Source organism: Pseudomonas extremorientalis, assembly GCF_001870465.1.
GTDB lineage: Bacteria > Pseudomonadota > Gammaproteobacteria > Pseudomonadales > Pseudomonadaceae > Aquipseudomonas > Aquipseudomonas extremorientalis.
On the sequence record NZ_MDGK01000017.1, the window covers coordinates 1 to 23,933 of the forward strand.

Here is a 23,933-nt window from a genome sequence, read left to right on the forward strand (position 1 = left end):
CAAGATTAAATTCCAGAACCCCTGATTGCTAACGCAGTCAGGGGTTTTGTTTTGGGCGGTCGAAAAGACAGCTAACATCCCAATTCGGCCAACAACTGCCCACAGTGCTAAAGTCCCACCCTCGATTTTGCCTTTCCCAAGGAAGCCGTTATGCCGGATGCGACGTCCCTCAGTGCTGGATTCATGGTGGTTCACGGCAACCGCCTGGACGAACTTCGCAGCCTGGTGGTCAGTTGGATGCGCCGGTACCCCTTGGCACCCCTGGAAAACGAAATCGCCCTGGTACAAAGCAACGGTATCGCCCAGTGGCTCAAGTTGGCTCTGGCCGAAGACCCGGAAGACGACGACATGGGCGGTTGCGGCATCGCGGCGGCAATCGACGTGCAGCTCCCTGGCAGTTTCATGTGGCAGCTCTACCGTATGGTTCTGGGCCGTGACGAAATCCCGCCCAAATCCCTGCTCGATAAAGCCCCACTGACCTGGCGCCTGATGCGCCTGCTTCCGGAGCTTATCGATCAGCCGCACTTCGAACCGCTGCAGCGCTTCCTCACCCACGACACCGACTTGCGTAAACGCTACCAACTCGCCGAGCGCCTGGCTGACCTGTTCGACCAATACCAGGTCTACCGTGCCGACTGGCTGGAAGATTGGGCCGCCGGCCGCCACCAATTGCGTAACGGTCGAGGTGAATCCAAACCCCTTAATCCAGCCAACTGCTGGCAAGCCGAACTATGGCGCGCGCTGCTGTTGGATGTTGGTGAAGAAGGCATGGCCAAAAGCCGCGCCGGGGTTCACCAACGTTTTATCGAGCGCATCAATACACTGGAAAAAGCGCCCGAGGGCCTGCCATCCCGCGTCATCGTTTTTGGCATCTCCTCGTTGCCCGCCCAGGCGCTGGAGGCCCTCGCCGGCCTCGCGCGCTTCAGCCAAGTCCTGCTCTGTGTGCACAACCCTTGCCGCCACCATTGGTCCGACATCGTCGCCGACAAAGACCTGCTGCGTAACGAATACAAGCGGCAGGCGCGTAAAGCGGGCATGCCGGTCACCATCGACCCACAAACCCTGCACCAGCACGCCCACCCGTTACTGGCGGCCTGGGGCAAGCAAGGTCGTGACTACATCAGCTTGCTGGACAGCTACGACGACCCCAACAGCTACCGCGCCGCTTTCCGCGACGGCCGCATCGACCTGTTCAGCGACAGCGAGCCGACAACACTGCTCAATCAACTCCAGGACGATATCCTCGAACTGCGCCCACTCAATGAAACCCGCGAACTATGGCCCGCTGTGGATCTGGAGCGTGATACCTCAATCCGCTTCCACATCGCCCACAGCGCCCAACGCGAAGTGGAAATCCTCCACGACCAACTGCTCCAACGCTTCAGCGCCGACCCCACGCTGCGCCCCCGGGATATCATCGTCATGGTCCCTGACGTCGACAGCTACGCGCCGCACATCCGCGCCGTGTTCGGGCAGCTCGAGCGCAATGACCCACGCTTCATCCCGTTCACCCTGACCGACCAAGGCCAACGCGGCCGCGACCCTCTGCTGATCGCTGTCGAACACCTGCTGAAACTCCCCGACAGCCGCTTTCCCGTCAGCGAAATTCTAGACCTGCTTGATGTTCCAGCCTTGCGCGAACGCTTTGCCATCAAGGAGCGCGACCTGCCCACGTTGCACCGCTGGATAGAAGGCGCCGGCATCCGCTGGGGGCTCAACGCCGAACAACGTGCAGACCTCGGCCTGCCAACCGGGCTGGAACAAAACAGTTGGCGTTTCGGCCTGCGCCGCATGTTGCTCGGTTACGCCGTAGGTACAGGTGCAGCGTGTGACGGTATCGAGCCCTATGACGAAATCGGTGGACTCGACGCTGTCCTGATCGGCCCCCTGGTCGCCGTGCTCGACGCACTCAACGATGCGCACCAAGCCCTGTCTCAACCCGCTCCCGCGAAGGAGTGGGGCGAACGCCTGCAACGCTTGATGCAATTGTTTTTCTTGCCGAGTAGCGAACACGACGACTACCTGCTGGGCCAACTCGAACAACTCAGAGAAGCGTGGCTGGAAACCTGCGAGTCCGTCGGCCTCAACGACGACTTACCCCTCACCGTAGTCCGTGAAGCCTGGCTAGCGGGTTTGGACCAAGGGCGCCTGTCCCAACGCTTCCTCGCCGGGGCTGTCAATTTCTGCACCCTGATGCCTATGCGTGCGATCCCTTTCAAGCTGGTGTGCCTGCTCGGTATGAACGATGGCGACTACCCGCGCGCGCAGCCCCCGTTGGACTTCGACCTGATGGGCAGTGACTACCGCCCCGGCGACCGTTCACGCCGCGAAGACGACCGCTACTTGCTGCTCGAGGCGCTGCTTTCAGCCCGCGACCAGCTCTATATCAGTTGGGTCGGCCGCAGCATCCGCGACAACAGCGATCGCCCGGCCTCGGTGTTAATCGGCCAACTGCGTGACCATCTGGCCAGTGGCTGGCACTGCGCTGACAGTGACGAGCCGCTGATCGAAGCCATGACCCAGGAGCATCCACTGCAACCGTTCAGCGCTCGCTACTTCCATGAGGGCGACTCGCTGTTCAGCTATGCGCGCGAATGGCAGTTGCTCCACGAAGCATCCGATACCACTCCGACAGAACACGGCCTGGCGCCCCATCAACAGGACGAGCCCCTGACCCTCGGCCAGCTACAAGACTTCCTGCGCAACCCCGTCAAACACTTCTTCAGCCAACGCCTGAAAGTATTCTTCGAGGCCGCCGAAGTACCGCTGGCCGACGAAGAACCCTTCGTGCTCGACGCGCTGCAACGCTACAGCCTGAGCGATAGTCTGCTCAGTGCAGCACTCACCGCGCCCGATCACTTCGACCAGGCGCTGAACGCCCAGGCTTTGCGCCTGCAAAGCAGTGGCCTGTTGCCGATGGTGGGTTTCGGCGAGTGCCTTCGCAACGAACTGATCGAGCCATTGCCCGATCTGCTGCGACGCTACCAACAATTATTGGCCCTCTGGCCCACCCCGCACCCCGGCGCCGAACCGATCAGTTTTGAGCATCGCGGCATTCAGTTGGAAGGCTGGATCAGCGGGCTGCATAGACGCAGTGATGGTGGGTTGCTCAGCGTCACCACCATCCCCAACAGCATCGGCTCGATCAAGACCCGCAAGTGGCATCGCCTGATTCGACCCTGGGTCAATCACGTGGTTGCCTGCGCTTGCGGTCTGCCGTTAAGCACCGGCTTGGTGGCCAGTGATGACACCCTGCTGCTGCCACCGCTGGATCAAGCCAATGCCCAGGAAATTCTCTGCAACTTGCTGCTCGCCTGGCACACCGGGATGAGCAAACCGTTGCCCATCGCCGTCAAGACCGCGTTTGCCTGGCTCGGCCAAACTGACCCGGCCAAGGCCGAAGCGGCCGCGGGTAAAGCCTACGAGGGTGACGGGCTCAACAACGAAGGCGAGCGCCGCGAAACCCCAGCGCTCACCCGGCAATTCCCGGACTACGCCACACTTATTGCCAGCGAAGAATTCGAAGGTTGGTGCGAAACCCTGTATCGCCCCCTGCTCAACGCCCCCTGGCGATCACTCACAAGCGAGGAGGCCGGCGCATGAACCACAAACCCTTGGCCCTGGCCTTCCCGCTCAACGGCAGCCAGCTGATTGAAGCCAGCGCCGGCACCGGCAAAACCTTCACTATCTCCGCCCTTTATCTGCGCCTTGTCCTCGGTCACGGTAGTGAAGGGGCTGGCTTTGGCCGCGAACTGCTACCGCCTCAAATCCTGGTGGTGACCTTTACCGACGCCGCCACCAAAGAGCTGCGTGAACGCATCCGTATCCGTCTGGCCGAAGCCGCACGCTTTTTCCGCACAGAAATTGAACAGCCCGACGCCCTTATCGCTGATCTGCGTGACGAATATCCCGTCGACCAATGGCCGGCCTGCGCCAATCGGCTGGACATCGCTGCGCAATGGATGGACGAAGCCGCCGTTTCGACCATCCACAGTTGGTGCCAGCGCATGCTGCGCGAGCACGCCTTCGACAGTGGCAGTTTGTTCACCCAGACTCTGGAAACCGACCACAGCGATCTGCTCGGCGAGGTGCTGCGCGACTACTGGCGGCTGTTCTGCTACCCGATGCATGACGATGCGCTCAACTGGGTGCGCAACAACTGGGTCGGGCCTGCCGCGTTGATGCCGCGAGTCCGTGCGCTGTTCGGCAGCGAACGGCCCGTCGGAGAGACCCGCGAGCCCGCCGAGCTGATCGACGCCTGCCTCCAAGAACGCCGTGAAGCGCTGATGCAACTCAAGGCACCGTGGCAGCAGTGGGCCGCCGAGCTACGTGATATCTGCCTGCAAGCCGTGGCGGCCAAGGCCGTCGATGGCCGCAAGATGCAAGCCCGCTACTTCGAGCCCTGGTTCGAGAAGATCAGCGCCTGGGCTGTTGACGACACCCTCGAACAACTCGATATCGGCACCGGTTTCACTCGCCTGACACCCGACGGCATGGCCGAAGCCTGGAAGGGCGAGCCGCCGCAGCATCCGGGTATCGATGCCATGGCCAGCCTCAAGGCTGCCCTGGATGCCTTGCCGACGCCCGACGCCGCCGTGTTGCAACACGCGGCCGGTTGGGTCGGCAAACGCTTCGAAGAGGAAAAGCGTCGACGCGCCGAAATGGGCTTCGACGACATGCTCATCCGCCTCAATGCCGCCCTGCAATCCGAGGGAGGCGAGCGTCTGGCGAGCGTGATCCGCGAGCAGTTCCCGGTGGCGTTGATCGACGAGTTCCAGGACACCGACCCGGTGCAATACAGCATTTTCGACAGCATCTACCGCATTGAAGAAAACCACCTCGACAGCGGCCTGTTCCTGATCGGCGACCCCAAGCAGGCGATCTACGCCTTCCGTGGCGCCGACATCTACACCTACTTGCGCGCCCGCCAGTCCACCACCGGCCGCCATCACACCCTGGGTACCAACTTCCGCTCCAGCCATGCGATGGTCGAAGCGGTGAACCATGTGTTCCAGCGTGCGGAAACGGGCCGGGGTGCGTTCCTGTTCCGCGAGCCGGATGGCAAAAACCCCGTACCGTTCCACTCGGTGCTGTCCCAAGGCCGCAAGGAACACTTGCAGGTCGATGGGCAAACGTTGCCGGCATTGAACCTCTGGCACTTGCCCACCGACCAGCCGATTTCCAACGTGCTGTATCGTCAGCAGCTGGCGGCGGCCTGTGCCACGCACATTGTTGAATTGCTCAACGGTGGGCAGCAGGGCAGTGCCGGTTTCCTGCAACCGGACGCGAGCTTCAAAGGCGTGCTGCCGTCAGATATTGCCATTCTGGTGCGCGACGGCAAGGAAGCCCAGGCGGTACGCGCAGAACTGGCCGCCCGTGGTGTGCGCAGCGTTTACCTGTCCGACAAGGACTCGGTGTTCGCCGCCCAGGAAGCCCACGACCTGCTGGCCTGGCTCAAGGCCTGCGCCGAACCGGACGTGGAGCGCCCTTTGCGTGCCGCCTTGGCCTGCGTCACCCTGAACCTGTCTTTACCGGAACTGGAGCGTCTGAACCAGGACGAACTCGCGTGGGAAAGCCGCGTCATGCAGTTCCGTGGCTACCGCGCAATCTGGCGCACCCAAGGCGTGCTGCCGATGCTGCGGCGCCTGCTGCACGACTTCAAACTGCCGCAAACCCTGATCGCGCGCAGTGATGGCGAGCGTGTGCTGACCAACCTGCTGCACCTCAGCGAACTGCTGCAACAAGCGGCCTCGGAACTGGACGGCGAACAGGCGCTGATCCGCCACCTGGCCGAACACCTGGCGCTCTCGGGCCAGGCGGGTGAAGAACAGATCCTGCGCCTGGAAAGTGATGAGCAACTGGTCAAGGTCGTGACCATCCACAAATCCAAAGGCCTGGAATACGACCTGGTTTTCCTGCCGTTCATCTGCTCGGCCAAACCGGTGGACGGCAGCCGCTTGCCGCTGCACTACCACGATGAACACGGCAAATCCCAGGTCAGCCTGCGCCCAACGCCCGAGTTGATCGCCCAGGCCGACAACGAGCGCCTCGCCGAAGACCTGCGCCTGTTCTACGTCGCCCTGACCCGTGCCAAACATGCGTGTTGGCTGGGCATTGCCGACCTCAAGCGCGGCAACAGCAACAGCTCCGTACTGCACCTTTCGGCACTGGGCTATTTGCTTGGCGCAGGCGCATCGCTGGGAGAGTCCGCCGGTTTGGCGCGCTGGCTCTTGGACCTTCAAGAAGGTTGCACGGCAATCAACTACGCCCAAGTGCCCGAAGCGCAAGACATCCTCTTCCACCCACCGCGCAACCAAGCCACGCTGCGCGCGCCCCTGCTGCCCAAGCGCAAGGCGGCGGAAAACTGGTGGATTGCCTCCTACAGCGCCTTGCGCATCGGCGACAGCATGAGCGCTGCCACGCTCGAAGCGCCGGAAAGCCCACAGGCCCAAAAGCTGTTCGATGACGAACGCCTCGACCCCGACGCACCCCGCGAAGTGGCGGCGTCCGGCGGTGACATTCACCGCTTCCCACGTGGGCCCAACCCTGGGACCTTTCTCCACGGGCTGCTGGAGTGGGCCGGGGAGGAGGGCTTCAACGTCACACCCGAGGCGATCGAAAAAGCCGTGGGCGCCCGCTGCAATCGGCGCAACTGGGAGGGCTGGATCACCACCCTCGGCAGTTGGCTCGGCCACCTGCTGCAAACACCATTGCCGGTGGAAAACGGTCACGTTTCCCTCAGCCGGTTGCAGCAGTACCAGATTGAAATGGAGTTCTGGTTCGCCAGCCACAAAGTCGACGTACTCGCCCTCGACAAACTGGTGTGCCAATACACCCATAACGGCGTCTCCCGCGTCGCCGCCGAACCGGTGCTGCTCAACGGCATGTTCAAGGGCTTTATCGATTTGACCTTCGAACACGACGGACGCTATTACGTCGCCGATTACAAATCCAACTGGCTTGGCCCCGACGATTCGGCCTACACCCCGGACGCCATGGAACAGTCGATCCTCGAGCATCGGTACGACCTGCAATACGTACTTTACCTGCTGGCCCTGCACCGCCAACTCAAGGCGCGCCTGCCGGACTACGACTACGACCGTCATATCGGCGGTGCGCTGTACATTTTCCTGCGTGGTACGCAGTCCGCGAGCCAGGGGGCGTATTTCACCCGGCCGCCACGAGAGCTGATCGAAGGCCTGGACCTGCTGTTCCAGGGCAAGCCGATCCCGCCCAGGGTTGAGCCCGCCTGGGAACAAGGAGTGTTGTTATGAGCCTGTCGCCATTACCGCTGGAGGAGCTGACACCCCTCAGCCGCGCCGCCGACCTGGTGCAATTGCTGGCGCGTTGGGTGGAGCGTGGCTGGTTGCGTGCCCTGGACAAAGCCTTCGTCGGCTTCCTGCACGAGCTCGATCCACAGGCTGACCCGCTGGTGCTGCTAGCCGCCGCGCTGACCAGCCATCAATTGGGTCATGGTCACGTCTGCCTCGATTTGTTCGAAACCCTCAAGGCGCCCGATTTCGCCCTGTCACTGCCGCCTGAAGGCGACCTGCAAACTGGTGCCATGCTGCTGCCATCGCAGTTGCTCGACGGCCTCGACGGCGCCCACTGGTGCCACGCGCTCGCCGCCAGCCATCTGGTCGCCCTGGCCGTCGATGGCAGCGAGCCCGCCCAAAGCCGTCCGTTGGTCCTATCCGGCAAACGCCTGTATCTGCGCCGCTACTGGACCTACGAGCGGCGCATCGATACCGCCTTGCGTCTACGGCTCGCCACCCAGGAAAACGTCGCCGCCGATCTGCCGCAGCGCCTGAGCCGTTTGTTTGACCAACCGCCGCCCGACGGCGTGATCGACTGGCAAAAACTCGCCTGTGCCTTGGCCACTCGCGGCGCATTCAGCATCGTCACCGGCGGCCCTGGCACTGGCAAGACCACCACTGTGGTGCGCCTGCTCGCGCTGTTGCAGGCGCCCGCCGTGGAAGCCGGCAGTCCGTTGCGCATTCGCCTGGCCGCACCGACCGGCAAGGCTGCCGCACGCCTCACCGAGTCCATCAGTCAGCAAGTGCTGTCGCTGAAAGTGCCGGACAACGTGAAGGAAAAAATCCCGACCCAGGTCACCACTGTCCACCGCCTGCTGGGCAGTCGCCCGGGCACGCGGCACTTCCGGCATCACATTGGCAACCCATTGCCCCTGGATGTGTTGGTCGTGGACGAAGCCTCGATGATCGACCTGGAAATGATGGCCAACCTGCTCGACGCCTTGCCGCCCCATGCACGCCTGGTGCTGCTGGGCGACAAGGACCAACTCGCGTCGGTAGAGGCGGGTGCAGTGCTCGGTGACTTGTGTCGCGACGCCGAAGCCGGCTTCTACAGCACCGAGACCCGCCAATGGTTGCAAGCGGTCAGCGGCGAAGACCTCAGTGCCAGCGGCCTGCAGGAAGACCTCGACGCCAGCCACCCATTGGCCCAACAAGTGGTGATGCTGCGTTACTCGCGGCGTTTCGGCGAGGGCAGTGGCATCGGCAAACTGGCGCGTTGGGTCAACCAGCAAAATGCCGAAGAGGCGCGCAAGCTGCTGGCGGCGCGCAGTCACGATGATCTGTTCTGCGTCAGCCTAAAGGGCGAGCACGACCACGCCCTGGAGCGTCTGGTGCTGGACGGGCAGGGTGATGGCGCCCACGGTTATCGCTATTACCTCAACCTGCTGCACAGCGCCCGCCCGTCACTTGATACCCCGCGGGAAAGCGACGCCTGGACCCACTGGGCGCAACAACTGCTGCAGGCCTTCGATGCGTTCCAACTGCTCTGCGCGGTACGCAAAGGCCCCTGGGGCGTGGAAGGCCTGAACCTGCGCATCACTGCTGCCCTGCGCAAGGTACGTTTGATCGAAGGCGACGAGCAATGGTACGAAGGCCGCCCGGTGCTGATGACCCGCAACGATTACGGTCTTGGCCTGATGAACGGCGATATCGGCATCGCCCTCAAATTGCCCGAAAGCGACGGCGGCCCCCAGGTGTTGCGCGTGGCCTTCCCGCGCAACGATGGCCAGGGCGGTGTGCGATTTGTGCTGCCTAGCCGTCTGAATGATGTGGAAACTGTTTACGCCATGACCGTGCATAAATCCCAGGGCTCCGAGTTCACCCACACCGCATTGATCCTGCCGGATGCGTTGAACCCCGTGCTCACCAAAGAATTGATCTATACCGGCATCACGCGGGCCAAGCGCTGGTTCAGCCTGATCGAGCCCCGAGGGGGTGTGTTTGAAGAGGCGGTCAGGCGCAAGGTCAAGCGCTTGAGTGGGCTGATGCTGGAATTGGGCCACGAACCGGAAAAAACTGACTGACAGGTCATGCCATTTTTCTGATTCAGTCGACTGATTTTTCTGGAAAAATAGCGGCCCCCGTGAAGACCTACTCTTCGCGGGGTTTTGCGCCGCTGTGCTATCGTTGCGGCATCATCTAAAAAACACCTGAGAGAATCGCTGCATGAACGTGGCTGTCTCGCCCACAGAGCGCAGTTTGAGCTGGAGACGCATGCTGCTGGTGGCGTTGCTGTGCGTACTCGCGCCGCGCGCCTTCGCCCAGGCGCCCGACCCCGCTGATCTTGCCGCCCAGCGCGCCCAAGCGGTCACTCAGGTGGTACTCGGTATCCTCAGTTATGCGCGCTGGCCGGTCGAGCCTGCGCAATTGCGCCTGTGCGTCGTCGGCCCGACCCAATACACCGACGACCTGATCAAAGGCACCACCCAGGCCACCGGTCGTCCGGTGGTGGTGCAGCGCCTGCTGGCCAACCATCCCGATATCGTCAACGCGTGCGATGCGGTGTACATCGGCAAACTGAGTGCCGATGAGCGTAGCCAGTTGTTCACCTCGTTGATCGGTCACCCGGTGCTGAGCATCAGCGAAGGCGGCGACCAGTGCACCGTGGGCAGCCTGTTCTGCCTGCGGGTGAGTGATGAGCAAGTGTCCTTCGAGGTCAACCTCGACTCCGTGGCGCGCAGCGGCGTGCGCATTCACCCCAGCGTGCTGCAGTTGTCCCGTCGGCGAGCGCCTGCGCCATGACTGTCACCAAAGTGCGACCTACCCTGCGCTCGGTCATCGGCAGGGGGCACCTGATCCTGGCTCTGGTGGCGGTGACCCTGGCCAGCATCTCGCTGACCCTGCTGGGTGTGCTGGCGCTGCGGGTGTATGCCGAACACAACCTGCACCTGATCGCGCGCTCTATCAACTACACCGTGGAAGCGGCAGTGGTGTTCAACGACAGCGCGGCAGCCACTGAAGCGCTCAGCCTGATCGCCTCCACCGAAGAAGTGGCCCAGGCCGAAGTCTTCGACGCCAATGGCAAGTTGCTGGCGCAGTGGATACGTCCGGATACCGGCATGCTCTCGCGAGTTGAACTGGAGCTGGCGCACACCCTGCTCGAACAACCCATCAGCCAGCCTATCCTCCACCAAGGGCGAGTCATCGGCAGCACTCACCTCACCGGTCACGGCGGTAGCCTGCTGCGTTTCCTGCTCAGTGGCCTGGCCGGGATCCTCATCTGCACCGCGCTCAGCGCGTGGATCGCTCTGCACCTGGCGCGACGCTTATTGCGCGGTATCACCGGCCCACTGCAAAGCCTCGCCGCCGTGGCCCACGCCGCCCGCAGCGAACGCGACTTCGATCGCCGTGTGCCGCCGGCGCGAATCGCCGAGTTGGACAGCCTGGGCAGCGACTTCAACGCTTTGCTCGGCGAGATGGAAGCCTGGCAAAACCATCTGCAAAGCGAAAACGAATCCCTCGCCCACCAGGCCAATCACGACAGCCTCACCGGCCTGCCTAACCGTGCGTACTTCGAAGGCCGTCTGATCCGTGCCCTGCGCAGTGCGGCCAAGGCCAAGGAACAACTGGCGGTGCTCTACCTCGACAGCGACCGTTTCAAAGAGATCAACGACAGCTTTGGCCACGCCGCCGGCGATGCCGTTCTCGTAGCGGTGGCCGAGCGCGTGCGTGCGCAACTGCGTGAGGATGACCTGGTCGCGCGCCTGGGCGGTGACGAGTTCGCCATCCTGCTGGCGCCGCTGCACAAGGTGGAAGACGCCGAGCGCATCGCCGACAAAATCATCGCCAGCATGGACCTGCCGATTCCGGTGCCCGGCAACACCCAGGTGTTGACCTCACTCAGTATCGGTATCGCCATCTACCCTGATCATGGCGCCACACCCGGCACCTTGCTCAATGCCGCCGACGCGGCGATGTACCAGGCCAAGCGTTTGTCCTCGGGCGGCCAGCAAACGGCGGAGTCGGAGAATTCCGTCGTCAACGTTCAACACAGGAGTTGACCCCTTGTTCACAACCGCGCGTTTCATGTTTATCACCTTGCTGGTGGCCCTGCTCGCCCTTGGCGGCTGCCAGACCGCTCCACCCAAAGGCCTTACCCCGGCACAAGTCGCGGTCCTCAAGCAGCAAGGCTTCGAACTGACCGACGAAGGCTGGGCCTTCGGCCTGTCCGGTAAAGTGCTGTTTGGCAGCGACGTCGAGACGCTCAACCAACCCAGCACCGACATCGTCCAACGCATCGGCAAGGCCTTGCTGGGTGTCGGCATCGAGCGCGTGCGCGTCGACGGCCACACCGACGCTTCCGGCAAGGAAACCTACAACCAGCAACTGTCCCTGCGCCGCGCGAAAAGCGTGGCGGCGGTGTTGACCGGTGTGGGCATGAAAGAAGAAAACATCCAACTGCGCGGCTTGGGCAGCAGCGAGCCGGTGGCCTCCAACGATACGGCGGCAGGGCGCACGGAGAATCGGCGGGTGTCGATTGTGGTGATTGCGGACTGAGTCACTACCCCCATCTCAACTTGAAACCCAATCAACTGTGGGAGCTGGCTTGCCAGCGATGGCAGTGTGTCAGTCAGTACATCCGGTACTGAGACACCACTATCGCCGGCAAGCCAGCTCCCACAGTTGGTTTGGCGGTGCGCATGAAACAGCGTTTGCTAAGTAACTTCTACGTAGGAAAGCTCTGCCATGACGAATTTTGATGGCTAGGCTGACGAGGTTTCGCTTTTTCGCAAACGGTGGGCTTAGTTAAATGAACGCTCCAACTAACCACCGTAAAGGATGGCGATGAATATAAACGTCAGTGATTTCCGGCAAGCAGTTTCCAAAGTTAGACTTTCAAAATGTGCCTTCGATGAACTTTTGAGCGCAAGAGAGTTGCTAGCATGTGAAAGTCAGGGGGCTCGATTCGATACCAAGGCTGCCTACATCAATTCTCTACAATCATCCGTCTTGAGTGAGGAACTAGATAGAATCCGAACCATGATCGACCATGAATGCCATGTCTTGATTCTTGATGGTTTTAAGGTCGAGAAACTTGAAAACTTTAAATCACTGATATGGACATTTGGTTCGCTACTTGGCGTACCTATGGTACAGAATCATCTGGGTCACAAGGTGATTGAGGTTTATGACAGAGGCGGTAAGAGTATTGAGGAGGGGGCTAGATACCATCAAACCCGTCAAGGTGCGTACGTACACAACGATGGAGTGAGCGATCCGCTACCTATCGATTACTTGATCCTGGCTTGCGGACAGCAAGCGCTTTTGGGCGGCGAGAGCATCCTGATTGATGCAAGCGCGGTATACGCGGAGCTGATGGCGTTTCCGGAAATATTGGAAGAGCTTAAATGCAACTTCTTTTTTGAAAACCGCGGTATGTCAGATGAAGAGCAGCTTTTCAAGGCGCCCATTCTGAGTTTTTCCAATGAAGGCATTCCACTGATCAGATACTTTCGGGTCTACATTGAATCCGCCCACATCAAAGCGGGAGTGCCGTTAACGGTGGCTCAATGTCAAGCGCTGGACTTTCTGGATACTGTTCTCGATCAGTCATCCGTTCAGCAGCGAGTGTTGCTGGAATCAGGGCAGGTACTTATTTCGGCCGATAATAAGTTTCTTCATACTCACACGCACTTCATTGACAGGAATACGCCACGTTGTGTGATAGATGATGCTGAGTCTTTGAGCGATCTAAATCGCTACATGCTACGGATGTGGTTGCGTAAACAATGACACCTCGATGCCCATAGCGTACATCCTCTACTATCCGCCATAAGCCGAGCCCCATGGACAACTCCGATATCGCGATCACGCTGGTCTTGATCTCAGCCTTCATGCACGCCACTTGGAACGCTGTCGTCCGCGCCGGCAGCAGTCGCTTCATGACCTTGGCCATGGTGGATGGCACCGCCCTGGTGATATGCCTTTTGGCGTTGCCGTTTGTCAGCGTGCCGAGCCTGGAGGTGTGGGGCTACATCCTCGTCTCCGTGGGACTCAATACGGTCTATCGGCTATTTCTGATCAAAGCCTACGAAGCGGGAGATTTCGGGCAGGTGTACCCGGTGATGCGTGGGATACCGCCGGTACTGGTCGCTTTATTTTCCTACTTTCTGTTGCATGAGCAGTTGTCACGCGAGGTGCTGGCGGGTGTGGTGTTGATTTGTGTAGGCATTATCAGCCTGACCTTTGTGCGCAGGATGACGGCGCAGATGCTCAAGCCGATCCTGATGGCGGTGTGTGCCGGGGCGTTTATCGCGGCTTACACGGTGGTGGACGCCAAAGGCGTGAGAGCCAGTGAAACGGTGTTGCAATACATCATCTACCTGACGGTATTCCAGAGCATTCCGATCCCGGTTCTGGCGTTTTCCAGGGAGCGTTTGGCCTTGATGCGAGCGATACGTGGGCATTGGCGAGTCGGCCTGTTGGGCGGTGTTTTTTACCTGGCGTCTTACGGATTGGTGTTGTTTGCATTGTCGCTGGACGCGGTGGCCAAGGTCTCAGCGCTGCGGGAAACCAGTGTTATTATCGGCGCCATTATTGCCGCGCTGTTCTTTCACGAACAGTTTGGTTGGCGACGGATGCTGTCGGCATTCGTCATTGTTTGCGGGATCATCTTGATCAAAGTGAGCACCTGATGGCCCAGCGTCCGCCTCCCACTCCGATGCTTCAAGCGTTCGTCAGCGCTGCGCAAACCGGTAGCTTTGCGCGTGCGGCGTCGCAGCTTAACCTCACCGCTAGCGCCATCAGCCATCAAATTGCAGGCCTGGAGGAATGGTGGGGCGTGCAGTTGTTTGAGCGGCATTCGCGCGGCGTCAAGCTGACGTCCGCAGGGCAGGCTTTGTTGCCAGTCACCGACGGATTTTTCAAGGCGCTGGATGGGGTCTTGCATTCACTCAACCCCGCAAAGTCCCGTCCGCTGTACCTCTCATGCACGTCCTCGCTCTGTTCGACATGGCTGATCCCCAGGATGCACGGCTCTCACACTGAGGCTTCGTTCAACCTTGATCTGGTGTTGACCAGCGCCGACATCAACAGCACCAGTCTGGAAGCGCATCAATACGATGTCGCGGTGGTGATGGGGTATGGCGATTACCCGGATCATCATGTTGAACTGCTGATGCGTGACGCGGTGTTCCCCGTTTGCTCGCCGGAATTTCTAAGGCCGAAGGGGGATATTGCGCCGGAGGATGTCGCCCAATACCCGCTGATTCATAGGATGGACGATCAGGTGTGTCCGGGGTGGGAAAGCTGGTTTGCGTTTCAGGGCCTGCCGACGCCGCCTTATCACCATGGGCCGCGCTTTCCGGATTCGAGCCTGGCGATCAGTCTGGCGGTAAAGGGCGCAGGGATTGCGCTGGGCAGGACTGCGTTGGTGTATGACCAATTGGAAAACGGTGCATTGGTTGCGTTGAAAAGCCCCGTGATGATGTCCCCTGCGGCCTACTACATCATTTGTCGAAATGGGCGGCAGTCAGAGCCGGATATTGCGCGTCTGATTGAATGGCTCAAAAACCGTGCGGGTGAGTTCCTGCGCGAAGTTCGGGCTCGGTATCCACAAATAGCCGGGACTACCGTCGTTTAAATGTTGGGAGGAGCAGGGCTCCTCCCGCACTCGAGCGGTGTTCGCTTAACGGCCCGGTGTCATCGCTTGCGTGAGGTCATCGACCACGGCTTTGCCCATCTCACACAGGTAATGCGCGGCCCACGCGTATTGCTCGCCGCGTACATCCATGGCGGCTTCCATCGCGAGTTTCTTGGAGTAGAACAGCAGGGTGGAGGCGTGCTCCAGCGCTTCCTCAATGGGCATGCCGGCGTTGACGCGGAACAGCGGTTTTTCGTTTTCGCCGTAGTCGCCGAAGGTGACTACGCCGAGGGTGGTGATGGAGGAAAGCGGTGGATCGGGGACGATTTTTGACATGATGTTTCCCAAATTTGCAGTAGGGGTCACCACGGCATGTCGCTAAACATGAAGAGGTGGCAGCTGTACACGGGTTAGCGAACCGGTAAATTTGGGAACCCGGCAGACCCGAAGGTCTCCCGCGTACAGCCGCCATAAAATGGTAGAGACAGGTAAAAAGCCTGGCAATACTTTGGCATCACATCCCAACTAATCCGAGTCGCTAAACCCGATCGCTGATGAGCAGCGAAGTCAGGAGGCTAGTGACCCAAACGGTAAGGCGCAATGGGGTAGAGAGTCTCTAGGAAACGTCCTGCAAATTAAAGCGAATCATCGTTGATGGCCCTTTAATCCGCGAACCTGATCTCCCTGGTCTCCCCCATCAACAGCCCCTGATTCTGCTCCGTCACCTCCCTGATGTAGTCCCACAACAACGTAATCCGCTTCAACTTCCTCAGATCCTCCCGGCAATACATCCAGAACTGGCGAGTGATGGAAATCTGCTCCCCCAGCACCGGTAACAACCGTGGATCCTGCGCCGCCAAAAAACACGGCAATATCGCCATCGACCGCCCTTGCTGCGCCGCCACGTACTGCGCAATCACGCTGGTACTGCGCAAACTGGCGCTGGCTCCGGGCACTACGTTTGCCAGGTACAGCAGCTCCGAGCTGAACGCCAAGTCATCCACATAGCTGATAAACGGATGCTCGGCCAAGTCCACTGGTTTGCGGATCGGCGGGTGTTGATCGAGGTATTCCTGGGTTGCGTACAGCTGCAATTTGTAGTCGCACAGTTTGCAGCACACATACGGCCCGTGTTCCGGGCGTTCCAGGGCGATGACGATGTCGGCTTCGCGCTTGGACAGGCTGATGAAGTGCGGCAGGGGCAGGATGTCTACCGAGATGGCCGGGTAGGTGTCGACGAAGTGGCTCAATTGCGGGGTGACGAAGAAGCTGCCGAACCCTTCGGTGCAGCCCATGCGCACGTGGCCGGACAACGCCACGCCGGAGCCGGAGACTTGTTCGCAGGCCATGTGCAGGGTGCTTTCGATGGACTCGGCATAGCCCAGCAAACGCTGGCCCTCGCTGGTGAGTACGAAGCCGTTGGTCCGGGATTTTTCGAACAGCAGGGTGCCGAGGGACACTTCCAGCGAACTGATGCGCCGCGACACGGTGGTGTAGTCCACCGCCAGGCGCTTGGCGGCCACGCTGGCCTTGCGGGTGCGGGCCACTTCGAGGAAAAACTTCAGGTCATCCCAGTTCAGGGAGCCCAGGGATGTGATGTTTTTTTGCATATTGGTCCGGCTTTTATGTGCGTTCTTATTAGAGATTTGCACATCTATACTCCAAAAACAGTCCGAACGCCTCATTTCCCAAGGCGGTTACGCGCCTTGTCTCTGCATAAATATAAGATTGGAGACCACATGAACGCATCTGCCGATATTTCCGTGCAACAGGTCAAGTTGCTGATCAACGGCGAGTGGGTCGAGTCCAAGACCACCGAGTGGCAAGACATCGTCAACCCGGCCACCCAAGAGGTGCTGGCCAAAGTCCCGTTCGCCACTGCCGATGAAGTCAACGCTGCCATCGATGCTGCCCACCGCGCCTTCCAGACCTGGAAGCTGACGCCGATCGGCGCGCGCATGCGCATCATGCTCAAGCTGCAAGCCTTGATCCGCGAACATTCCAAGCGCATCGCCGTGGTCCTCAGCAACGAGCAGGGCAAGACCATTGCCGATGCCGAGGGCGATATTTTCCGTGGCCTGGAAGTGGTGGAACACGCCTGCTCCATCGGCACCCTGCAAATGGGCGAGTTTGCTGAAAACGTCGCTGGTGGCGTTGACACCTACACCCTGCGCCAACCCATCGGCGTGTGCGCCGGTATCACCCCGTTCAACTTCCCGGCGATGATCCCGCTGTGGATGTTCCCGATGGCCATTGCCTGCGGTAACACCTTCGTCCTCAAGCCCTCCGAGCAGGACCCGCTGTCGACCATGCTGCTCGTCGAGCTGGCGCTGGAAGCTGGCGTGCCGGCTGGCGTGCTCAACGTGGTGCACGGCGGTAAGGACGTGGTGGATGCACTGTGCACCCACAAAGACATCAAGGCTGTGTCCTTCGTGGGCTCGACCGCCGTGGGCACTCATGTCTACGACTTGGCCGGCAAACACGGCAAGCGCGTGCAGTCGATGATGGGCGCCAAGAACCACGCCGTGGTGCTGCCGGATGCCAACCGTGAACACACCCTCAATGCCCTGGTCGGCGCCGGTTTCGGTGCGGCGGGCCAACGTTGCATGGCCACTTCGGTGGTGGTGCTGGTGGGCGCGTCCAAGCAATGGCTGCCGGACCTGAAAGCGCTGGCGCAAAAGCTCAAGGTCAATGCGGGGAGCGAAGCCGGCACCGATGTCGGCCCGGTGATTTCCAAGCGTGCCAAGGCACGCATTCTGGAGCTGATCGAAAGCGGTGTGAAAGAGGGCGCCAAGCTGGAGCTGGATGGCCGCGACATCAAGGTGCCGGGCTTCGAGCAAGGCAACTTTGTCGGCCCGACGCTGTTCTCGGGCGTGACCACCGACATGCAGATCTATACCCAGGAAATCTTCGGCCCGGTGCTGGTGGTGCTGGAAGTGGCGACCCTCGATGAGGCCATCGCCCTGGTCAACGCCAACCCGTTCGGCAACGGTACCGGCCTGTTCACCCAGAGCGGCGCGGCGGCGCGCAAGTTCCAGAGCGAAATCGACGTAGGCCAGGTCGGCATCAACATCCCGATCCCGGTGCCGGTGCCGTTCTTCAGCTTCACCGGTTCCCGTGGTTCCAAGCTTGGCGACCTCGGCCCATATGGCAAGCAAGTGGTGCAGTTCTACACCCAGACCAAGACCGTCACCAGCCGCTGGTTCGATGACGACACGGTCAACGATGGCGTCAACACCACCATCAACCTGCGCTGATCCGGGAGACGACCATGAAGATTGCATTTATCGGCTTGGGCAACATGGGCGCACCCATGGCTCGCAACCTGATCAAGGCCGGCCATGCGCTGAACCTGTTTGACCTGAACCAGGCGGTGCTCAAGGAACTGGCCGAGTTGGGTGGCACCATCAGCGATTCGCCGCGTGATGCGGCCACCGGCGCTGAGCTGGTGATCACCATGCTGCCCGCCGCCGCCCATGTGCGCAGCGTGTGGCTGAATGATGACGGTGTACTTGCCGGCATTGGCAAAGGCGTACCGGCGGTGGATTGCAGCACCATCGACCCACAAACTGCCCGTGACGTCGCCGCTGCCGCCGCCAAACACGGTGTGGTGATGGCCGACGCGCCCGTTTCTGGCGGTACTGGCGGCGCCGCCGCAGGGACGCTGACCTTCATGGTCGGCGCCACCCCGGAACTGTTCGCCACCCTGCAACCGGTGCTGGCGCAGATGGGCCGTAACATCGTGCACTGCGGTGAGGTGGGCACCGGGCAGATCGCCAAGATCTGCAACAACTTGTTGTTGGGGATCAGCATGGTCGGCGTCAGCGAAGCCATGGCGCTGGGCGACGCGCTGGGCATCGACACCCAGGTGCTGGCCGGCATCATCAATAGCTCTACCGGGCGCTGCTGGAGTTCCGACACCTACAACCCGTGGCCGGGTGTGATTGAAACCGCGCCGTCGTCCCGTGGTTATACCGGTGGGTTTGGCGCCGACCTGATGCTCAAGGACCTGGGCCTGGCTACTGAGGCTGCACGTCAGGCCAAGCAACCCGTGATTCTGGGCGCTGTGGCCCAGCAGTTGTATCAATCGATGAGCCAGCGTGGGGAAGGGGGCAAGGACTTCTCGGCGATCATCAATAGCTATCGCAAGCCCAAGTAGGGGCGGTTCCGGGAGCCTGCTAATAGTGGGCTCCCGGGTTTTTGCGGCTCAAGCAAACACAAAATATTTACGCACCGTCTCGACCACTTCCCACGTCCCCTTCATCCCCGGTTCCACCACGAAGATATCCCCAGCTCGCAAGTGAATCGGCTCCAGGCCTTCCGGCGTGATGATGCAGTAGCCTTCCTGGAAGTGGCAGTATTCCCACTTCACGTAGTCCACGTACCACTTGCCCGGGGTGCAGATCCAGGTGCCCATGATCTTGCTGCCGTCTTCGCTGGTGTAGGCGTTGAGGTTGACGGTGTGCGGGTCGCCTTCGAGTTTTTCCCATTTGCACGCGTCCAGGACCGGCAGGGGATGAGTGTCGCGCAGTACGGTGATGGGCTTGGACATGATGACTCCGAGGAAGGGAATGGAAGGATGCACCCTAAGGCCTAGGGCGTTGCGTCAGTGGTCTGAACTCGACATCGGGATGCCCAGAAGCGCAGCGGTGTGATGATCCGGAAATTACCGCGAACCCCTGTGGGAGCCGGGCTTGCCCGCGATAGCGGAGTGTCAGGCTATGAAGATGCAAGCAGTGCCACCGTCATCGCGGGCAAGCCCGGCTCCCACAGGGCACGGTGACGCATCCGGACGATATATTTGTGCGATTTCTCGTCCGTTCTTCGCAGTAAGTGCGAAAGATTTCCCGCTTCACGCCAGAATTCGCAAGAAAATTCGCAGCCGGCCCTCGTATCATTCACCCCAGTAACCGCCGAGAGCCTTGAAATGAACCCAATAAAAACGTGGTGGGATATCAGCCCGCCCTTGAGTACGGCGACCCCGACCTGGCCGGGGGATACGCCGTTCCAGGAAGAGCGCGTGTGGCAGTTCGGCCCGGAGTGTCCAGTGAATGTCGGGCGCATCACCTTGTCGCCGCACACCGGCGCCCACGTGGATGCGCCGCTGCATTACAGCGCGGACGGCGCGGCCATTGGTGAGGTGTCGTTGGATGTGTACATGGGGCCGTGCCGCGTGCTGCATTGCCTGGACAGCGGTGCGCTTATACAGCCGCACCAACTTCAAGGCCGTGTGGATAACTTGCCGGAGCGCGTGTTACTGCGTACTTATCCACAAGCGCCGCTGACCGAATGGGATTCGAATTTCACCGCCATCGCCCCGCAGACCATCGAGTTGCTCGCCAGCCTCGGAGTGCGCTTGATCGGCATCGATACGCCCTCGCTGGACCCGCAGCAGTCCAAGACCATGGATTCCCACAACGCCGTGGCGCGCCATGGCATGGCGATTCTCGAAGGCATCGTGCTCGATGACGTCCCCGAGGGCGATTACGAACTGATCGCCCTGCCGCTGCGCTTTGCCAACCTCGACGCGAGCCCCGTCCGCGCCATTCTCCGCCCGCTCAAGGAGCCCACGCGATGAGCCAATGTCCCTTCTCTGCTGACTATCAGCCGCCCGAAGAATGGCATAACGCCGAACTGAATTTTTCCGAGTCCATGAGCTACGGCGATTACCTGGACCTGGGCAAAGTCCTCAGCGCCCAGCACCCGCTGTCGCCGGACCACAACGAAATGCTCTTCATCATCCAGCACCAGACCTCGGAGCTGTGGATGAAGCTGATGCTCCACGAACTCAAGGCCGCCCGCGAACATGTACGCCTGGGCGAGCTGCCACCGGCGTTCAAGATGCTGGCGCGGGTGTCGCGGATCTTCGATCAACTGGTGCACGCCTGGGCGGTGCTGGCGACGATGACGCCCTCGGAGTACAAGGCGATTCGCCCGTTCCTGGGGCAGTCGTCGGGGTTCCAGTCATTCCAGTACCGCGAGATCGAATTTATCCTCGGCAATAAAAGCGCGGCGCTGTTGCGGCCCCATGCCCACCGGCCGGAGCTATTGAACGAGTTGAAAGTGGCGATTGCCACGCCGTCGCTGTATGACGAGGCGATCAACCTGATGATCAAGGCGGGCCTGGCGATTGATCCAAAGCGGGCCGAGCGCGACCCGACGGCGGCGACGGTTCACGATGAGTCCGTGGAGGCGGCGTGGCGTGAGGTGTACCGCGACCCGAAGCGTTACTGGGATTTGTATCAGTTGGCCGAGAAGTTTATCGACCTGGAGGATTCGTTCCGTCAGTGGCGTTTCCGCCATGTGACGACGGTGGAGCGGATTATCGGCTTCCAGCCCGGTACCGGCGGTACGGAGGGTGTGGGGTATTTGCGCAAGATGCTCGATACCGTGCTGTTCCCAGAACTGTGGCGAGTACGTTCCACGCTGTAAACAAAATGTGGGAGGGGGCTTGCCCCCGATGGCAGTGTCAGTCAGTACATCGGGTACTGATAGACCGCTATCGGGGGCAAGCCCCCTCCCACAGGCATCACTGCGCGTTGACTATCGCGTGACTTCTGCGAACCCGCAGCCGATAGGCAATGTAGATAATCCCCACCCACACCGGCATCGCATACACCGACTCACTGATGCCCGGAATCGCCAGCATCACGCTGATGATCATCACCATGAACGCCAGGCACAGGTAGTTGCTGAACGGGAACCAGAAGGTCTTGAACGACGGCGTCAGGCCCTGTTCGCCCATGGCCTTGCGGAACTTGATGTGGGTGATGCTGATCAGCGCCCAGTTGATCATCAGCGAGGCAACCACCAGCGCGAACAGCAACTCCAGCGCGCTCTTCGGTGCGACGTAGTTGACCACCACGCACAGCATCGTCACCAGGGCCGAAATCGCCAGGGCGCGGATCGGCACGCCTTGCTTGTTCAACTTCATCAGCGACTTGGGCGCATCGCCTTGCTCGGCCAGGCCGAACAGCATGCGGCTGTTGCAGTACACGCCGCTGTTGTACACCGACAGCGCCGCGGTCAGCACCACGAAGTTGAGAATATGGGCGGCGGTGTCGTTACCGATCAGCGAGAAGATCTGCACGAATGGGCTGCCGCTGTAGGCATCGCCCGACGCGCCGAGGGTTTGCAGCAGTTGGTCCCATGGGTAGAGCGACAACAGCACGGTCAATGCGCCGACGTAGAAAATCAGGATGCGGTACACCACCTGGTTGATCGCTTTCGGGATGACCTTGCGCGGTTCGCTGGCTTCGGCGGCGGTGATGCCCACCAACTCCAGGCCGCCGAAGGAGAACATGATGAACGCCATGGACATCAATAGCCCCATGCCGCCATTGGGGAAGAACCCGCCGTGGCTCCACAGGTTGCTCACCGACGCCTGCGGGCCGCCGGTGCCGCTGAACAGCAGGTAGCAACCGAGCACGATCATGCCGACAATCGCCACCACCTTGATGATCGCGAACCAGAACTCGGCTTCACCGAAGAACTTCACGTTGAGGGTGTTGATCAGGTTCACCGCCACGAAGAACACCAGCGCACTGACCCAGGTCGGGATCTGCGGCCACCAGAACTGGATGTACTTGCCCACCGCCGTCAGTTCGGCCATGCCTACCAGCACGTAGAGTACCCAGTAGTTCCAGCCGGCCAGGAAGCCCGCGTAGCCGCCCCAGTATTTGTGGGCGAAGTGGCTGAAGGAACCGGCCACCGGCTCTTCGACGATCATCTCGCCAAGCTGGCGCATGATCAGGAATGCGATAAAACCGGCAATCGCGTAGCCCAGGATCATCGACGGCCCCGCCGACTTGAGTACCCCGGCCGAGCCGAGGAACAACCCCGTGCCGATCGCCCCTCCCAAGGCGATCAACTGAATGTGCCGGTTCTTCAGGCCACGCTTGAGGCCCACCGGGTTAACCATGTCATCCGCCATTAACATTCCCTTCTACTTGTTTTTCTCAGGGTGGAGTGCACGCCGCATCTACCCCTCAGAAGTGCTGAGGGTCAGATATTACTCTGCGTGAACTTTTCGTAATACAGCTGAACGCCATCAAGTGCCTGATCCGCCAGCCATTGTTGGACGGATTCGACCATTGGAGGGGGGCCGCACAGGTACATATCCGCCGATCTGTCCCGCCATTCGGCCAGGTCGAAATGCTCGGTGAGGTAACCGCGCTTGCCGGGCCATTCGTCCGAGGGCGCGCTGAGCACTTCGGTGTAGCGAAAGTCCGGGATTTTCGCGGCGTAGGCCTGGATGCGCGCCGCTTCGCACAAGTCTTCTGCGCCACGCACGCCGTAGTACAGGTGCACGGGCTGGTCGCAGCCGTTGGCGGCCAGTTCATCGAGCATGCCCAGCAACGCCGATAACCCGGTGCCGCCCGCCACCAGCACCAAGGGTTTGGAGACGTGCCGCAGGTAGAAAGCGCCGAGTGGTGCTTCCATCACCAGTTCATCACCCACCTGGCAACGCTCGCGCAGGTAGTTGCTCATCACCCCATCGGGCAGCAGGCGCACCAGGAATTGCAATTGATTGCCCGGAAGGTTGGCGAAGGAATACGAGCGCCAACTGTCCGTGCCAGGCACCGACAGGCGTGCATATTGGCCCGGCAGGAAATCCAGTGCCTGATCCAACTGCACCTGCAGGATCGCCGTGCTGGCCGACACCTGCTCCACCGCGCTCACGGTGCCCTTGACCTGAACCGGCCCCGGCGCATTGCACAGGCTCGAATCAAAGTCGAAGTAGAACGTCGCATCGGACTTCACCCGCGTCTGGCAACTGAGCATCTTGCGCTGTTGCAGGTCGAGGTTGGACAGGGCCTCTTCGTCGACATAATCCTGGCTGTAGTCGCCGGATTCGCAACGGCCCTGGCAAGTGCCGCACACGCCTTCACGGCAATCCAGCGGGATCTTGATGCCGTTGCGCAGTGCTGCATCCAGCAGGATTTCATTGGCGCCGACGGGGAAGAACAGGGTCTTGCCGTCGGCAAAACTGAAGGCCACTTTGTGATTCATGTGTTGCTCTCCGCATATTTATA

18 protein-coding genes are annotated in these 23,933 nt (G+C 60.7%); 13 read left to right on the plus strand and 5 right to left on the minus strand.

The genetic code is table 11. The features are described 5' to 3' along the window. The first annotated feature begins 150 nt into the window (after nucleotides 1-150). The 9 genes from recC (at nucleotide 151) to BFN10_RS07480 (ending at nucleotide 14,898) form a co-directional block, all read left to right on the plus strand. Nucleotides 151-3,603 carry an exodeoxyribonuclease V subunit gamma gene (gene recC / locus BFN10_RS07440; protein WP_071489139.1) on the plus strand — a complete coding sequence of 1,151 codons (3,453 nt, stop codon included), beginning with the start codon at nucleotides 151-153 and terminating at the stop codon, nucleotides 3,601-3,603. Beyond that, nucleotides 3,600-7,274 (plus strand): exodeoxyribonuclease V subunit beta, encoded by a 3,675-nt coding sequence (gene recB / locus BFN10_RS07445; protein ID WP_071489140.1) that lies wholly within the window; start codon nucleotides 3,600-3,602, stop codon nucleotides 7,272-7,274. Before recC ends, recB begins: the two co-directional genes overlap by 4 nt. Then, nucleotides 7,271-9,340, plus strand: coding sequence for an exodeoxyribonuclease V subunit alpha (gene recD, locus BFN10_RS07450; protein ID WP_071489141.1), 2,070 nt, complete (start codon nucleotides 7,271-7,273; stop codon nucleotides 9,338-9,340). The genes recB and recD overlap by 4 nt, the downstream gene beginning before the upstream one ends. A 142-nt stretch (nucleotides 9,341-9,482) precedes the next feature. Further along, complete coding sequence (gene yfiR, locus BFN10_RS07455) at nucleotides 9,483-10,058, plus strand: regulatory sequestration protein YfiR (protein ID WP_071489142.1); 576 nt, start codon at nucleotides 9,483-9,485, stop codon at nucleotides 10,056-10,058. Beyond that, nucleotides 10,055-11,317, plus strand: coding sequence for a diguanylate cyclase DgcN/YfiN (dgcN, locus tag BFN10_RS07460; RefSeq protein WP_071489143.1), 1,263 nt, complete (start codon nucleotides 10,055-10,057; stop codon nucleotides 11,315-11,317). The genes yfiR and dgcN overlap by 4 nt, the downstream gene beginning before the upstream one ends. 4 nt (nucleotides 11,318-11,321) lie before the next feature. Next, nucleotides 11,322-11,813 (plus strand): outer membrane lipoprotein YfiB, encoded by a 492-nt coding sequence (gene yfiB / locus BFN10_RS07465; RefSeq protein WP_071489144.1) that lies wholly within the window; start codon nucleotides 11,322-11,324, stop codon nucleotides 11,811-11,813. Nucleotides 11,814-12,101: 288 nt separating this feature from the next. Further along, the gene (locus BFN10_RS07470) at nucleotides 12,102-13,049 is read left to right on the plus strand and encodes a TauD/TfdA family dioxygenase (RefSeq protein ID WP_071489145.1); all 948 of its coding nucleotides are present in this window, start codon (nucleotides 12,102-12,104) and stop codon (nucleotides 13,047-13,049) included. A 53-nt stretch (nucleotides 13,050-13,102) separates the two neighbouring features. After that, nucleotides 13,103-13,951 (plus strand): EamA family transporter, encoded by an 849-nt coding sequence (locus BFN10_RS07475; protein ID WP_071489146.1) that lies wholly within the window; start codon nucleotides 13,103-13,105, stop codon nucleotides 13,949-13,951. After that, the gene (locus tag BFN10_RS07480) at nucleotides 13,951-14,898 is read left to right on the plus strand and encodes a LysR substrate-binding domain-containing protein (RefSeq protein WP_071489147.1); all 948 of its coding nucleotides are present in this window, start codon (nucleotides 13,951-13,953) and stop codon (nucleotides 14,896-14,898) included. The genes BFN10_RS07475 and BFN10_RS07480 overlap by 1 nt, the downstream gene beginning before the upstream one ends. A 45-nt stretch (nucleotides 14,899-14,943) precedes the next feature. Here BFN10_RS07480 and BFN10_RS07485 read toward each other — a convergent pair whose 3' ends face one another. Together BFN10_RS07485 and BFN10_RS07490 are read right to left on the minus strand one after the other, a co-directional pair. Further along, nucleotides 14,944-15,234, minus strand: a complete 291-nt coding sequence (locus BFN10_RS07485; protein ID WP_071489148.1) for a DUF3077 domain-containing protein — start codon at nucleotides 15,232-15,234, stop codon at nucleotides 14,944-14,946. A gap of 326 nt (nucleotides 15,235-15,560) precedes the next feature. Beyond that, nucleotides 15,561-16,508, minus strand: coding sequence for a LysR family transcriptional regulator (locus tag BFN10_RS07490; protein ID WP_071489149.1), 948 nt, complete (start codon nucleotides 16,506-16,508; stop codon nucleotides 15,561-15,563). Nucleotides 16,509-16,637: 129 nt separating this feature from the next. On the opposite strand from BFN10_RS07490, the gene BFN10_RS07495 reads away from it, so the two are divergent. After that, nucleotides 16,638-18,155 carry a CoA-acylating methylmalonate-semialdehyde dehydrogenase gene (locus BFN10_RS07495; RefSeq protein ID WP_016974890.1) on the plus strand — a complete coding sequence of 506 codons (1,518 nt, stop codon included), beginning with the start codon at nucleotides 16,638-16,640 and terminating at the stop codon, nucleotides 18,153-18,155. 14 nt (nucleotides 18,156-18,169) lie between these two features. Further along, nucleotides 18,170-19,057, plus strand: coding sequence for a 3-hydroxyisobutyrate dehydrogenase (mmsB, locus tag BFN10_RS07500; protein WP_071489150.1), 888 nt, complete (start codon nucleotides 18,170-18,172; stop codon nucleotides 19,055-19,057). A 48-nt stretch (nucleotides 19,058-19,105) separates the two neighbouring features. Here the strand turns inward: mmsB and BFN10_RS07505 are convergent, their stop codons facing one another. Beyond that, nucleotides 19,106-19,450, minus strand: coding sequence for a cupin domain-containing protein (locus BFN10_RS07505; RefSeq protein ID WP_010206533.1), 345 nt, complete (start codon nucleotides 19,448-19,450; stop codon nucleotides 19,106-19,108). A 375-nt stretch (nucleotides 19,451-19,825) separates the two neighbouring features. On the opposite strand from BFN10_RS07505, the gene kynB reads away from it, so the two are divergent. Together kynB and kynA are read left to right on the plus strand one after the other, a co-directional pair. Continuing rightward, entirely contained in the window at nucleotides 19,826-20,476 is a 651-nt protein-coding gene (gene kynB / locus BFN10_RS07510) for an arylformamidase (protein WP_071489151.1), read from the plus strand. Continuing rightward, complete coding sequence (gene kynA, locus BFN10_RS07515; protein ID WP_071489152.1) at nucleotides 20,473-21,330, plus strand: tryptophan 2,3-dioxygenase; 858 nt, start codon at nucleotides 20,473-20,475, stop codon at nucleotides 21,328-21,330. The genes kynB and kynA overlap by 4 nt, the downstream gene beginning before the upstream one ends. Nucleotides 21,331-21,427: 97 nt before the next feature. On the opposite strand, the gene BFN10_RS07520 is transcribed toward kynA, so the two are convergent. Next, the gene (locus BFN10_RS07520; RefSeq protein ID WP_071489153.1) at nucleotides 21,428-22,831 is read right to left on the minus strand and encodes an amino acid permease; all 1,404 of its coding nucleotides are present in this window, start codon (nucleotides 22,829-22,831) and stop codon (nucleotides 21,428-21,430) included. A gap of 71 nt (nucleotides 22,832-22,902) precedes the next feature. Further along, nucleotides 22,903-23,910, minus strand: a complete 1,008-nt coding sequence (antC, locus tag BFN10_RS07525; protein ID WP_071489154.1) for an anthranilate 1,2-dioxygenase electron transfer component AntC — start codon at nucleotides 23,908-23,910, stop codon at nucleotides 22,903-22,905. Nucleotides 23,911-23,933: the final 23 nt, after the last annotated feature.